At 69.9% G+C, this 12,854-nt stretch carries 12 protein-coding genes, 1 other RNA gene and 2 pseudogenes; 9 read left to right on the forward strand and 6 right to left on the reverse strand.

Annotated elements, in window-relative coordinates; translation table 11 throughout:
* The 3 genes and pseudogenes from SSOG_RS27070 to SSOG_RS27080 form a co-directional block, all read left to right on the forward strand.
* Positions 1-623 (forward strand): annotated as a pseudogene (locus tag SSOG_RS27070) (serine/threonine protein kinase); the annotation flags it as partial.
* 120 nt (positions 624-743) lie between these two features.
* Positions 744-1,856, forward strand: a complete 1,113-nt coding sequence (gene prfB / locus SSOG_RS27075; RefSeq protein WP_009717448.1) for a peptide chain release factor 2 — start codon at positions 744-746, stop codon at positions 1,854-1,856.
* Between the two features lie 311 nt (positions 1,857-2,167).
* A complete protein-coding gene (locus SSOG_RS27080; protein ID WP_039938803.1) occupies positions 2,168-2,860 on the forward strand; it encodes a PT domain-containing protein in 693 nt (230 codons plus the stop codon).
* 91 nt (positions 2,861-2,951) lie between these two features.
* On the opposite strand, the gene SSOG_RS27085 is transcribed toward SSOG_RS27080, so the two are convergent.
* Entirely contained in the window at positions 2,952-3,152 is a 201-nt protein-coding gene (locus SSOG_RS27085) for a hypothetical protein (RefSeq protein ID WP_009717450.1), read from the reverse strand.
* Between the two features lie 327 nt (positions 3,153-3,479).
* On the opposite strand from SSOG_RS27085, the gene ftsE reads away from it, so the two are divergent.
* From ftsE to ssrA, 5 genes are all read left to right on the forward strand, one after another.
* On the forward strand, positions 3,480-4,169 hold the full coding sequence (gene ftsE / locus SSOG_RS27090) for a cell division ATP-binding protein FtsE (RefSeq protein ID WP_009717451.1): 690 nt from the start codon (positions 3,480-3,482) through the stop codon (positions 4,167-4,169).
* Positions 4,170-4,178: 9 nt separating this feature from the next.
* Positions 4,179-5,090 carry a permease-like cell division protein FtsX gene (ftsX, locus tag SSOG_RS27095; protein WP_009717452.1) on the forward strand — a complete coding sequence of 304 codons (912 nt, stop codon included), beginning with the start codon at positions 4,179-4,181 and terminating at the stop codon, positions 5,088-5,090.
* A 68-nt stretch (positions 5,091-5,158) separates the two neighbouring features.
* Positions 5,159-6,373 carry a S41 family peptidase gene (locus SSOG_RS27100; RefSeq protein WP_039938805.1) on the forward strand — a complete coding sequence of 405 codons (1,215 nt, stop codon included), beginning with the start codon at positions 5,159-5,161 and terminating at the stop codon, positions 6,371-6,373.
* 18 nt (positions 6,374-6,391) lie between these two features.
* A complete protein-coding gene (gene smpB, locus SSOG_RS27105; RefSeq protein WP_009717454.1) occupies positions 6,392-6,877 on the forward strand; it encodes an SsrA-binding protein SmpB in 486 nt (161 codons plus the stop codon).
* Between the two features lie 107 nt (positions 6,878-6,984).
* Positions 6,985-7,355: a transfer-messenger RNA gene (ssrA, locus tag SSOG_RS47695) on the forward strand.
* Between the two features lie 55 nt (positions 7,356-7,410).
* Here ssrA and tgmC read toward each other — a convergent pair.
* The 3 genes from tgmC to SSOG_RS27120 form a co-directional block, all read right to left on the reverse strand.
* Positions 7,411-8,586: an ATP-grasp peptide maturase system methyltransferase gene (gene tgmC / locus SSOG_RS27110; protein WP_009717455.1), complete on the reverse strand. Its 1,176-nt coding sequence runs from the start codon at positions 8,584-8,586 to the stop codon at positions 7,411-7,413.
* A 53-nt stretch (positions 8,587-8,639) separates the two neighbouring features.
* On the reverse strand, positions 8,640-9,101 hold the full coding sequence (locus tag SSOG_RS27115; protein ID WP_039938807.1) for an ATP-binding protein: 462 nt from the start codon (positions 9,099-9,101) through the stop codon (positions 8,640-8,642).
* A gap of 274 nt (positions 9,102-9,375) precedes the next feature.
* Positions 9,376-10,569 carry a helix-turn-helix domain-containing protein gene (locus SSOG_RS27120; protein ID WP_009717457.1) on the reverse strand — a complete coding sequence of 398 codons (1,194 nt, stop codon included), beginning with the start codon at positions 10,567-10,569 and terminating at the stop codon, positions 9,376-9,378.
* A 308-nt stretch (positions 10,570-10,877) separates the two neighbouring features.
* Here SSOG_RS27120 and SSOG_RS27125 point away from each other — a divergent pair, with 308 nt between their 5' ends.
* On the forward strand, positions 10,878-11,897 hold the full coding sequence (locus SSOG_RS27125) for a hypothetical protein (RefSeq protein ID WP_039938808.1): 1,020 nt from the start codon (positions 10,878-10,880) through the stop codon (positions 11,895-11,897).
* A gap of 15 nt (positions 11,898-11,912) precedes the next feature.
* Here SSOG_RS27125 and SSOG_RS27130 read toward each other — a convergent pair whose 3' ends face one another.
* Positions 11,913-12,614: a bleomycin resistance protein gene (locus tag SSOG_RS27130; protein ID WP_039938811.1), complete on the reverse strand. Its 702-nt coding sequence runs from the start codon at positions 12,612-12,614 to the stop codon at positions 11,913-11,915.
* Between the two features lie 41 nt (positions 12,615-12,655).
* Positions 12,656-12,854: pseudogene (locus tag SSOG_RS53970) on the reverse strand (zinc-binding dehydrogenase); the annotation flags it as partial.

Here is a 12,854-nt window from a genome sequence, read left to right on the forward strand (position 1 = left end):
GCCCCGCTGCCCGGCATCCCCGACGAGCTGTGGCAGCTGCTGCTCCAGTGGCCTCGCCAAGGCCCCCGGCCTCCCGGCTGCGCGCCTCCGAGCTGGCGGCACGGCTGCGCGAGATGCTGCCCAGCCTGGCCGGATATCCGCCGCTGGACATCGACGAGCCGGACGAGGCCGAGGAGCAGAGCGAGGGCGAGGCCCTCGAGGGCGGGCACCGGCCCGCCCCCACCGGTCAGGGCTCGGGGCAGGCGTACGGCCAGGGGTACGGGCACGGCGGGCCGCACCAGCAGCAGCGGCGGCGCGGCGCGGTGCCGCTGGTCCCCGGCGCGGTGCCGGACAGCAGCCGTGAGACGCACACCAGCATGCGCGTGCCCAGCGCGGACGAGCTGGCGGGCGGCGCGCACGGCACCGCCCGCGCCCCCCGCGTCCACGGCCAGCGCCGGGCGGGATCGGCGCGCCATCCGGCGGTCTCGGGGGCGCTGCGCCGCCGTCGGCTCAAGGTCGCCGCGGCGACCGTGGCGGCGCTGGTCGTCGTGGGCGTCGGCGGATGGCTGGTCGCGGGCGGTGACGAGGGCGGCGATGCGCCCAAGGGCGGCGAGCATTCCTCCTCACAGGACTCGGGACAGTGACTCGTTACAGGACTCAGGACAGTGACTCCGGGCAGGCCCCCTGTTACGCCCTGAGGGCCCGCTGTCCCGGCCTGGGACCGACGGGCCGGAGATCCTTCTATAGCGGTTAGGCTGGTGCACGTGGCAGTCGTCGATGTATCCGAAGAGCTGAAGTCCCTCTCCTCGACCATGGGGTCGATCGAGGCCGTCCTGGACCTCGACAAGATGCGGGCCGACATCGCCGTGCTCGAGGAGCAGGCGGCGGCCCCGTCCCTGTGGGACGACCCGGAGAACGCGCAGAAGGTCACCAGCAAGCTTTCCTATCTCCAGGGGCACCTGCGCCGGGCCGAGGAGCTGCGCGGCCGGATCGACGACCTCGAGGTGCTGTTCGAGCTGGCCGCCGACGAGGGCGACGAGGACGCGCGCGCCGAGGCCGAGGCCGAGCTGAACGCCGTGCGCAAGGCCGTCGACGAGATGGAGGTGCGCACCCTCCTGTCCGGCGAGTACGACGCCCGTGAGGCGGTCGTCAACATCCGCGCCGAGGCGGGCGGCGTCGACGCCGCCGACTTCGCCGAGCAGCTCCAGCGGATGTATCTGCGCTGGGCCGAGCGGCACGGCTACAAGACGGAGATCTACGAGACCTCGTACGCGGAGGAGGCCGGCATCAAGTCGACCACCTTCGCCGTGCAGATCCCGTACGCGTACGGGACGCTCTCCGTCGAGCAGGGCACCCACCGCCTGGTGCGCATTTCGCCGTTCGACAACCAGGGCCGCCGTCAGACCTCCTTCGCGGGGGTCGAGGTGCTGCCGGTGGTCGAGCAGACCGACCACATCGAGATCGACGAGTCCGAGCTGCGGATCGACGTCTACCGCTCGTCGGGCCCCGGCGGGCAGGGCGTCAACACCACCGACTCCGCGGTGCGGTTGACCCACATCCCGACCGGCATCGTGGTCTCCTGTCAGAACGAGCGCTCGCAGATCCAGAACAGGGCGACCGCGATGAACGTCCTCCAGGCGAAGCTGCTCGACCGCCGCCGCCAGGAGGAGCAGGCCAAGATGGACGCGCTCAAAGGCGACGGCGGCAATTCCTGGGGCAACCAGATGCGTTCGTACGTCCTGCACCCGTACCAGATGGTCAAGGACCTGCGCACCGAGTTCGAGGTCGGCAACCCGCAGGCGGTGCTCGACGGCGAGCTGGACGGCTTCCTGGAGGCCGGAATCCGCTGGCGCAAGCAGCGCGAACAGGGGAGCTAGGCACCGGCCGGGCCCTTCGTGCCCGGTCCCGCGATCGCCAAGTGGTGCCTCAAGGCCGTTTTTTGGTCACAGTCCTGTACCCATGCGTCACACAAGCGCCTTCATAGCGGACATCTTGCCCTCAAAGACGCTTGACGGTGCCATGAAAACTGGGAAGGCTGACGCGCGGCATGCGTATGACTGGGGCGCGTGTGAACGGGGAACGGCGGATCGCCTGAGCAGTCAGAGCCCGCGGAACTTCTCTCCCTGACGGCCGTGGCCCCGTGCATAGCTGCTCCACTACGAGTACAGCTACTGGGGGTAGCAGGCAGATGACGAAGAAGACGCGGCTGCGTGTCGCGCGCGTAGCGGCCGCCGCGGTGATAGCCGCCGGTGCGTCGCTGACCGCCGCCGGCGCCGCATCGGCCGTGGGGATCGACGTCGGGATCGGTGGCGTGGACGCCTCGGTCAAGGCGGACGAGAAGGGCCTGGACGTCGGTGTCGGCGTCGGCAAGCCCGACGACCCCACCGATGAGCCGACCGAGATTCCCACCGGTGAGCCGACCGACGAGCCCACCGACGAGCCGACGGACGAGCCGACGGGCCTGCCCACCGGGCTGCCGACGCTCCCGACGGACGAGCCGACCGACGAGCCCACGGGCGAGCCGACGGACCAGCCCACGGACGAGCCGACGGACCAGCCGACCGGCCAGCCCACGGACCAGCCGACCGACGAGCCCTCCGGCCAGCCCAGCTCCTCGCCCAGCCAGGGCGGCGGCGCGGGTGGCGGCGACGACTCCACCTGCACCGTGGACCTCGACTCCACGAACTGCGACGACAACACGGACACCGACAGCGTCGGCTCCAAGCCGGTCGAGCAGGGCAAGGCCAAGGAAGAGCTGGCCGAGACCGGTGCCTCCTCCGAGACCACCTTCCTGCTCATCGGTGCCGCGACCATGATCGCGGGTGGCATCGGCTTCCGCGTCGTGCCGCGTCTCGCGAACCGCAACAACAACGTGGCCTGATTCATACGCCGCATCGCACGACGAGGGGCCCGGAGCGCTGCAGAGCTCCGGGCCCCTCGGGCGTCTGTACCGTTCGTGTGATTACGCTGCGTTACGCCACGGTCGCCATCTCGTGGGCGAGCACGGCCACCGCGATCAGCGCCACCAGGAGCGCTATCAGTGCGGCCGGGGTCAGCCCGCCGAAGAGGCCGTCCTGCTGCTGGAGGCGCTCCCTGCTGGCCCGGCAGACCGGGCAGCGGCCCTCACTGACCGGACTCGCGCAGTTGGCGCAGACGAGCCTGTCGTACGTCATGCGCTTTCTCCTCCCGCGCGGCGGTGCCGCAGTAGATATGGGGCCAACGCTCAGGGAAATGGGTTGGTTCCCCTTCCACTGTGCCAGCTTCCGCCCGGTTCGGCGCGCCCCGCACGATTCCGTGCCGCATCCGTACCGGTTCTGTGGCCGTTTCGGACGGCTCGACGGCCGCTTTGTCAACCGTTTGCCCCCAATAGTGCCGTGAATAAACGCACCAAGCCGGATGGGCGCTGCGCGCCCGCGCGCGCTTCGCGTATGGTCACGCTCACCGACGGGAGCCGCTCCGGCGGCAGCCCGTACCGCTACCCAGGTCACCGTGGTGCATCAGTGATCCGATTCGACAACGTATCCAAGACTTACCCCAAGCAGACCCGTCCCGCACTTCGGGATGTCTCGCTCGAGATCGAGAAGGGCGAGTTCGTCTTCCTGGTGGGTTCCTCGGGGTCGGGGAAGTCCACTTTTCTCCGGCTGCTGCTCCGCGAGGAGCGGGCGAGCCATGGCGCGGTCCATGTGCTGGGCAAGGATCTCGCGCGGCTGTCCAACTGGAAGGTGCCGCAGATGCGCCGCCAGCTGGGCACGGTGTTCCAGGACTTCCGGTTGCTCCCCAACAAGACGGTCGGGGAGAACGTCGCCTTCGCGCTCGAGGTGATCGGCAAGCCGCGCGGCGCGATCCGCAAGACGGTGCCCGAGGTGCTCGACCTGGTGGGCCTGGGTGGCAAGGACGACCGGATGCCCGGTGAGCTGTCCGGTGGTGAGCAGCAGCGCGTGGCCATCGCGCGCGCGTTCGTGAACCGTCCGATGCTGCTGATCGCCGACGAGCCGACGGGCAACCTGGACCCGCAGACCTCCGTTGGGATCATGAAGCTGCTGGACCGGATCAACCGGACCGGCACCACGGTCGTCATGGCCACGCACGACCAGCAGATCGTGGACCAGATGCGCAAGCGCGTGATCGAACTTGAGAAGGGCCGTCTCGTCCGCGACCAGTCCCGCGGCGTCTACGGCTACCAGCACTGAAAGGACGCCATGCGCGCCCAGTTCGTCCTGTCGGAGATCGGCGTCGGTCTCCGCCGTAATCTCACGATGACCTTCGCGGTGATCGTCTCCGTAGCCCTCTCGCTCGCCCTGTTCGGCGGGTCCCTGCTGATGAGCCAGCAGGTGAGCACGATGAAGGGCTATTGGTACGACAAGGTCAACGTCTCGATCTTCCTCTGCAACAAGAACGACAAGGAGTCCTCGGCCAACTGCGCGAAGGGCGCGGCCACCGAGGTCCAGAAAAAGGAGATCCGCTCCGAACTGAACCAGATGAACATCGTCGACTCGGTTCAGTTCGAGACCAGTGAGCAGGCGTACAAGCACTACAAGGAGCAGTTCGGCGATTCACCGCTCGCCGATTCGCTGACGCCGGACCAGATGCAGGAGTCCTTCCGCATCAAGCTGAAGGACCCCACCCGGTACGACGTCATCTCCACCGCCTTCGCCGCCCGGCCCGGGGTGCAGGAGGTCCAGGACCAAAAGGCCCTGGTCGACGATCTCTTCAATCTGCTCAACGGCATGAACTACGCGGCGCTCGGCGTGATGACGCTGATGCTGGTGGTCGCGTTGATGCTGATCGTCAACACGGTGCGGGTGTCGGCGTTCAGCCGGCGCCGGGAGACCGGGATCATGCGGCTCGTCGGCGCGTCCAGCTTCTATATCCAGATGCCGTTCATCATGGAGGCCGCCATCGCGGGGCTGATGGGCGCGGGCTTCGCCTGCGTACTCCTCGTCAGCGGCCAGTACTTCCTGGTCAACAACTGGCTCGCGGGCAAGATCGACGTGATCAACTTCATCGGGTGGGACGCGGTGCTGGCCAAGTTGCCGCTCGTGCTGGCGATCGGGCTGCTCATGCCCGCCCTCGCGGCCTTCTTCGCGCTCCGCAAGTACCTCAAGGTGTGACATTCGCCTAGGGCGCCGTACCTCACAACCAGCCGTACGGCGCCTGGGCTTGCCCTACACTCACCGGCATGTCGGGCCCGTGTTTGTTCGTCCATCCCCGCCGCATTCGCCACGGGGCCGCCCTGACATTGGTCTTCGTGAGCGTGCTCGCCACCGGCGCCGCCACCGGCTCATGGGGGGCCGACGGCCCCGCCCGGGCCGCCGACCGGGGCTCGTCGGCCGCGCGGATACCGATCCGCCCGGTCGCCGCAGGCTCCGTCGAGAGCGACCAGGTCGAGGCGGCCGCGGCCAAGGCCGAGGAGGACGGGAAGTCCGGTTCGCAGGCCGCCCGTGACGTGGTGAGCCGCAGCGGCGACCGATGGGGCGCGGTCTACAGCGCCCGTGAGTACGAAGGATTCCGCCAGCACCTCGACGGCGCCTACGTCGGCATCGGGGTCTCCGCGCGGGTGGGAACCGGCGGCCGGATCGAAGTGGACCGCGTCCAGCCGGGCAGCCCCGCCGACCGCGCAGGGCTCCGGGCCGGCGACCGGCTGCTGTCCGTCGACGGTACGAAGTCCACCGGCCGCCCCGTCACCGAGGTCGTCTCCCGGCTGCGCGGACACACCGGCCGCTCGGCGGGCACCCCGGTGACGCTCGGCGTGGAGCGCGACGGCCACCGGTGGCGGCAGTCCCTGGACCGGGCGCGGCTGGCCACCGAGCCGGTCACCGTCGACCGCGTCGGCGACCGGGGGCCGGGCGCCGTCCGCATCAAGGTCGACTCCTTCACCAAGGGCTCCGGCGAGCAGGTGCGCCGCGCGGTGCGGGACGTCCCCCCGGGCGACGGCATCCTCCTCGACCTGCGCGGCAACTCCGGCGGCCTGGTCACCGAGGCCGTCACCACCGCCTCCTCCTTCCTCGACGGCGGCCTGGTCGCCACGTACGACGTACGGGGCGAGCAGCGCGTCCTCGACGCCCGCTCCGGCGGCGACACCCGCACCCCGCTGGTCGTCCTCGTCGACGGCGGCACCATGAGCGCCGCCGAACTGCTCACCGGCGCCCTCCAGGACCGCGGCCGCGCCATCGTCGTCGGCACCCGCACCTTCGGCAAGGGCTCGGTGCAGATGCCCAGCAAGCTCTCCGACGGCTCGGTCGCCGAGCTGACCGTCGGCCACTACCGCACCCCCGCCGGCCGCACCGTCGACGGGCAGGGCATCACCCCCGACCTCACGGTCCACGGCGACGAAGGACCGAGCGCCGAGGCACGCGCCCGGACAGTATTGAGTGGCCTCGGGGGCGGGGCCTAGTGCGAGAATGGCCTTGCTATGGCTAAAGAGACGGGTCGCAAACTGATCGCGCAGAACAAGAAGGCGCGGCACGACTACCACATCATCGACACCTACGAGTGCGGTCTGGTGCTGACCGGGACCGAGGTGAAGTCGCTGCGCCAGGGGCGCGCCTCGCTCGCCGACGGCTTCGCGCAGCTCGACAACGGCGAGGCGTGGCTGCACAACGTGCACATCCCCGAGTACAGCCAGGGGACGTGGACCAACCACTCGGCGCGCCGCCGCCGCAAGCTGCTGCTGCACCGCGCCGAGATCGACAAGCTGGTCCACAAGACCCAGGAGACCGGCCACACCATCGTGCCGCTGTCCCTGTACTTCAAGGACGGCCGTGCCAAGGTCGAGGTCGCGCTCGCCAAGGGCAAGAAGGACTACGACAAGCGCCAGGCGCTCCGCGAGAAGCAGGACCGCCGCGAGACCGACCGCGCGATCTCGGCGGCCCGCCGCCGCGAGCGCGGCCGCGTCTGACCTCGGACGTCGCCCGGCGGGAATGATGTGGCCCCGTAGCGCGTTGTTCACCTATGATGGCGGTGCGCCCCACGCAGGGCGTGGCACCACCTTTGAAAAATGGACATGGGGATGATCGGTTTCGACAGCGGCTGTCGAAGCAGGGGAAGCGAGCCGAGGAAGCGGCAATGATCTCGTAAACCATATGTCGCAACCAATAATCGCCAACACCAAGCGCGATTCCTTCGCCCTCGCTGCCTAAGTAGCGACTTTGCGAAGTGTCAGCCCGGGGCTGTTCCCGACCCGGATCCTGGCATCGACTAGGGAACTAAACCACTAGACCCGGTCACGGGGTGTAGTGGGAAATCAAACAGTGACTGAGCCCGTCGGAGACTTGTCCGTGTGATCTCCGGGGCCGAGAAAATCACAGCGGACTGCGCTCGGAGAAGCCCTGATTCTGCACCGTTGGACGCGGGTTCGATTCCCGCCATCTCCACTCATCCCATGTACGACGAAGGCCCCGCCACCCGGCGGGGCCTTCGTCGTGTCGGGGCTCAGATGAGCCGGTGCTCGCAGCGCAGCGCGGGGCTGTCGCCGGTCCAGTAGGTGTGGGAGTGCGGGGTGACGCGGAGCCGCATGGAGCTGATGTCAGGGCGTCCGGCGGCCTGCCAGACGATGAACGCCTGCTCGATGTCGTCCCACAGCGCCACCGGCCCGCCCTGCCGGACGGTCCAGCCGCAGCCGTTCTCGGCGAACGCGGCGAAGGATTCGCGGTCGGGGTCGAAGAGGTAGAGCTGCGGGGTGCCATCGCCCAGGACAGCGCGTACGAGCTGGGCTCCGGGCGCGGCGAGCTGGGCGAGGAAGGCGGGCATCCACTCCTCCAGCAGCGTCGGCGGCACCTTCGCTTCGCGCTCGTGGTCGGCGTAGGCGGTACGCGCCGATAGATCCCCGGCGAGCGGTACGGCGGCCTGGGAACGGGCCTGCATGAACGACGACTCCCCGACGATCCGCCCCTCGGCCGTCCCGTCGTCACTCACCGTGACCTTGGCGAGGCCGGTGCCGTACGCCCAGGAGCCCGGGGCGACGGTGGTGAGGATCGTGCCGCCCGGCCTGGTCTGGCGTACCCAGGTGTGGGGGATGCGCCGCACCGTGCACGTGGCGATAACCCGGTCGTAGGGAGCGCTGTGGGGGTGGCCGAGGAGCCCGTCGCCGGTCATGGTCCATGTGGAGTATCCGGCGGCTTCCAGGGCGGCATCCGCGCGGGCGGCCACGCCCGGGTCCACTTCGACCGTGGTGACGTTGTCCTCTCCGAGCCGGTGGCACAGCAGGGCGGTGGAGTAGCCGGTACCGGTGCCGATCTCCAGCACGGTGTGACCGTCCTCGACGTCCAGGGCCTCCAGCATGCCGACGACCGTCACGGGCGTGGTGGACGATGACGTGGGCACGCCGGGGGCGGGTGCGGCGGCCTGGTCGGCGGTGAGGTGCCCGTCCAACTGCGTCACCAGGGACTCGTCGCGGTAGGCGATCTTGGACCATTCCGCCGGGTCGGCGCCGAGCGCGGTGAGGGGCTTCCAGCGTCCCCCGTCGGCGGGCAGGAACACGCCGGGCTGGAGGAACAGTTCACGGGGCACCGCCTCGACCGCCGCGCGCCACTTCGGATGGCTGAGGACTCCGGCCTCCTGGAGCCGGTCGGCGAGGGCGCGCCGCTCAGATGCGGTGTCGGGGCTCATCGGGGCTGTCTCCTTGAGCGAGCAGATCAGCGAAGGTGGCGACCATCGGCAGGTCACGGCAGGTGGTCCGGGGTGGTGCACTCGGCCCAGACGCCCTTGCCCCACGGCTTGTGGTCGATCCCCCACCGGCAGGAGAGGGCTTCCACCACGGCCATGCCGCGTCCTGACTCAGCGGTCTCGCTCGCCTGGACGATGCGGGGGACGGCCCGGGACCGGTCGAACGTCGTGATGCGTACCAGGTGATCGTCGGGGCGTTCGACCTTGAGGCGGAAGCGGCCGCGCTGCTCGGGGGCGGGGGTGTGGCGGGCGGCGTGCCGGATCGCGTTGGTGGCCAGCTCGGAGGCGATCAGGCGGGCGTCGTCCACCAGGTCCTCCAGCCCCCACGCGCGCAGGGTCGCGGTGACGGACAGGCGCACGAGGGCTACGGACTCCTCGGTACACGGAAGCGACTGGGCGTAGGCCGGATGGCCTGTGCCGATGGGGGTGAGGGGTGAGGGGGTGCTGATCGCCGTCATCGCTGCCGCCTGGTGGGCACGTAGCGGGCGAGCAGCTTCAGAGTGTGCTCGCCCAGGCCCGTCGGCCCCCGGACGGCGTCCCACCATCTCCCTGCGGGGAATAACTGCACAGCGTGCCCGTTGGGCGGGTTCCAGGGCAGGGCTTTCTGCGGTTCAGCGATCACGACACGGCTCCTCGTGGCCCGTTCTGTATGCGTGTCGTGACGCTAAGTGTGGTGACCCTCGTCACTCAATGGCACTTCCGTCGAGCAGCTGGCGGAAGTGCCAACGAGCGTTACAGCGGCAGGCCGACCGCGTCCGCCAGCGTGCGCATTTCCGGCGTCAGCGTCCTTCGCCGCTTCACCACGTCCCCGAGGATGTCCCGCGCGTACCGCTGATGTGCCAGCCACTCCGGCGCGGATTCGTTGACGCCGGTCAGCACGTCGACCGCTTGCCCGTACTGCCGCATCATGGTGTGAGCTTTGGCAACGTCCAGCCGGTGCCGGTGGTACTCGGTGCTCACCGCCAGACCGCTGGGCCCTCGGGTCGCCGCCGGGCCGGGCTGCTTCGGCTTCACCGCGCGCAGCACCTTGTCCGGCTCGTCCACCACGATGTGCCGCTCGCATGCCTTGTACCGCACAGTGGTCGGGCCCCACGTTGTCAGCCGCTCAGTACCGCGCGGCAGTTCGCGTCCGAGCATCACGGCGACCGACTTCGCGAGGCGCATCGTGTCGTCCGCCTCCCCCCGCCGGTTGTCGCGAAGGTTCGCAGCCGAAGCCTGCATCAGCAGCCAGCCCCACGCGGCCAGTTCCTCCGGCATTGCCCGGCTCACCCTGGGTTCAACGTCGTCCGCCCACTTGGTGGCCAGCTCCCGGGACGCGGCGAGTTTCCCTTGCCGAACGAGCAGCCAGCTCCAGGTGGCGATGATCCCAGCGGCGCGCAACCTGTCCGGCGCGTCGTCCAGGGCGCGGCGGAGCGCGGTCTCCGCCGCGCTGTACTGGCGGGCCTGAGTGAGCACGGACCCGGTGATCTGCAACAGGTGGGACCGTACGTCCCGAGCTTCGACGGAGTCGCCGAGCGCGTCAGCGTCCCGCAGCAGCGGCGCGAGTAGGCCGGTCAGTTCGGCGAGGTGGTTGCCGAAATACGCCTCGCGCACCTCAGGCAGTAGGGCGCGGACACCGTCCACTGTCGGGGCCTCGCCCGTACGGCTGGCCGCGATTTGCACGGCAGCTCGTAGAGGTCGCCACTCTTCGGCGGTCTCGTCGGCGGGCTCCTCGTCGTCGCGCTCCAGGAGACTGCTGGTGGGGACGCGCAGCGCAACGGCGAGATGGTGCGCTGTCTCCATACGAGTGTCAGCGATTTCGCCTTGCTCCAGTTTGCGAATGAGGGAGAGCGATACGTCGGAGGCGGCGGCCAAGTCTCGCTGGCTCAGACCACGGCGCTTGCGGATCGTGCGGAGCCTGGCGCCAATGTGAGCGTCGTCGGGCATGCTGAACTCCGTTCTGAACTCGACACTCAGACGGTACTCCTGGGGAACTCTGGGATGCAGCGATCGGCCCCCGCTTCACGGTTGGGGCCGCCGTGCTTTCCGGCCCGGGCTGGGCGAGGCGCATAGAGGTGGGGGGATCCCCCTTCGGCCGTCTCCCGGATCGAGTCCGGCCGCATGCGGCTCGACCACGCCGCGCTGGTGCAGTTCGCGGCGTTCTTGAACCTCCACCCGACCGGCTGACCGCGACTCCTGCTCCGGATGGGCCCGCGGCCGATACGGTGGAGCGTCCATCGGCCGAGGAGGATGCGGTGCGTCGTAGGAATCTGCTCACCGGTGCGTTGGCGGCCGGAGCGACGGCCGTTGTCGGTGTCGCCCCAGCGGGTGCCGCGTCCGGCCACTTCGATCCGGCGGCAGCCCTTGAGGACGCTCTCTTCCGGCTCCCCTCCGCTGCCCCGGTTCCGCTTGCCCGCCTCGCCGAGCAGGCGGCGGCCGCGCGATCGGACTTCTGTGCCGCTCGCTACACCTCGCTCGGCCGCGCGCTCCCGGGCCTGCTTGCCGCGGCCTCGGCGACGCGGGACGCGTCGAGCGGGCGGGCGAGGGAGCAGGCGAGCACGGCGCTCGCGCGGGCATACGTGCTGGCGGCCGAATTGGCGCTCAAGCAGCACAACGACGCGGCCTGGGTGGCTGCCGACCGTGCGCTGACGGCGGCCCGGGCCAGTGGCCACCCGGTTCCGATCGGTGAGTCCTCTCGGGTGCTCGCGATCACCATGCGGCGGTCGGGGCGGTCCCCGGCCGCGGTACGGCTGCTCACTCAGGAGGCGGCCGATCTGGATGCCGGTCAGTCCCCGACCGGGGCCGTGCGTACGACGCTGATGCTGACGGCCGCGTACACAGCGGCCACCAGCAGGGACCGCACCACGGCGCTGGGCCTGCTGGACGAGGCCCAGGAGGAGGCCGCGCGGCGCCCGGAGGTGCCGGGACTGTTCACCGTGGACGCCAGCCGGACGCAGGTGGAGGTGTACCGGATCGGCGTGTTCAACGCACTCGGCACGCCTGATGAGGGTGTGCAGGTCGCCGCAAGGCTGAGCATCGACCGCATGCCGACGGCGGAGCGCCGCGCCCGCGCCTGGACGGATACGGCACGCATGTGGCATGCCCTGGGTGACCAGCCGCAGACCTTCGCGGCCCTCCGCAGGGTGGAGCAGGAGGCGCCGCAGGAAGTGCGGCGGCCTGCACTGCGCGCTCTGACGGCGGACCTGTTGTACACGTCCGCCCGCGTGCCGGGCGTGCGGGAATTCGCGGCCCGCACCGGGGGCCTGCCCGGCTGACAGCCCCGACGTGGGTTAACTCCGCAGCTCCTTGAGGCGTTCGAGGTCGTCGTGTGCCGATTCGCGCTGCTGCGGGGTGAGGGGGACCGCGGCGGCCTGGGTGAGGGCGGACGTCGCGGTCTCCTCGTCGCCGAGGCGTCTGGCGACGTCGGCGCGCAGTACGAGGAGGCGAAGCGACTGGACGGGGGTGGGGTGCTCGTCCTTCGTGTGCAGCGCTCGGTCGAGGACCTTCGCGGCGGCCGCCGGGTCGTCTCGGGAGTCGGCGAAGAGCAGCGCGTGGTGCAGGGCTCGAGGGAAGGTCCCCTTGGGGGCGGGGCGGTGGTGGTGTTCCCGGCTGGTCTGCTGCCCGATGCGCAGGCAGTTGCCGCTCGGGTCGGTCATGAGGAACTGCCGTACGCCGTGCGAGGTGTCCCGCAGAGTCCCGATGCGCGGCAGGCCGCGGATCGGGACTCTTCCGTACGCCGCCTTGAGGCTGGTCCGGAAGGCCTCGTGGAGTCCGTCGATGTCGTCGGTGTAGATGAGGCACGTGCTGTACGACTCGGTCGGTTCGTAGGCCTTCATGCCGAAGAAGTGGAGCTGGATGCCGCCGCGCTCCACGACCGCGTACGGGTTGGGGCTCTTCTGCTGGAAGGTCGCTTCGAATCCGAGGACGGTGTAGAAGTCGAGGATCGGCTGGAGGGTCCGGCACGGCAGCATCGGAATGGTCTTCTCGCCCATGCGGGGCAGTCTAGTCAAAGTTGATTAGTGAGGGGAATGGCTTAGTCGATGTCGAGGACGGCCTTGCCGTGGAGGCGGCGGTCGAGGAGGGCGGTCACGGCGTCCTCGGCGCGGTCCCAGCTGCCGCGCCAGGAGATCTGCGGGTCCAGGTCGCCCGCGGTGAGGCGAGTGGCGAGCCAGGTGAGGTCCGGGCCGAGGTCGGGGCGTTCCAGGAGGAAGAACGTGACGATCGAGCGGTCG

Source organism: Streptomyces himastatinicus ATCC 53653, from assembly GCF_000158915.1.
GTDB lineage: Bacteria > Actinomycetota > Actinomycetes > Streptomycetales > Streptomycetaceae > Streptomyces > Streptomyces himastatinicus.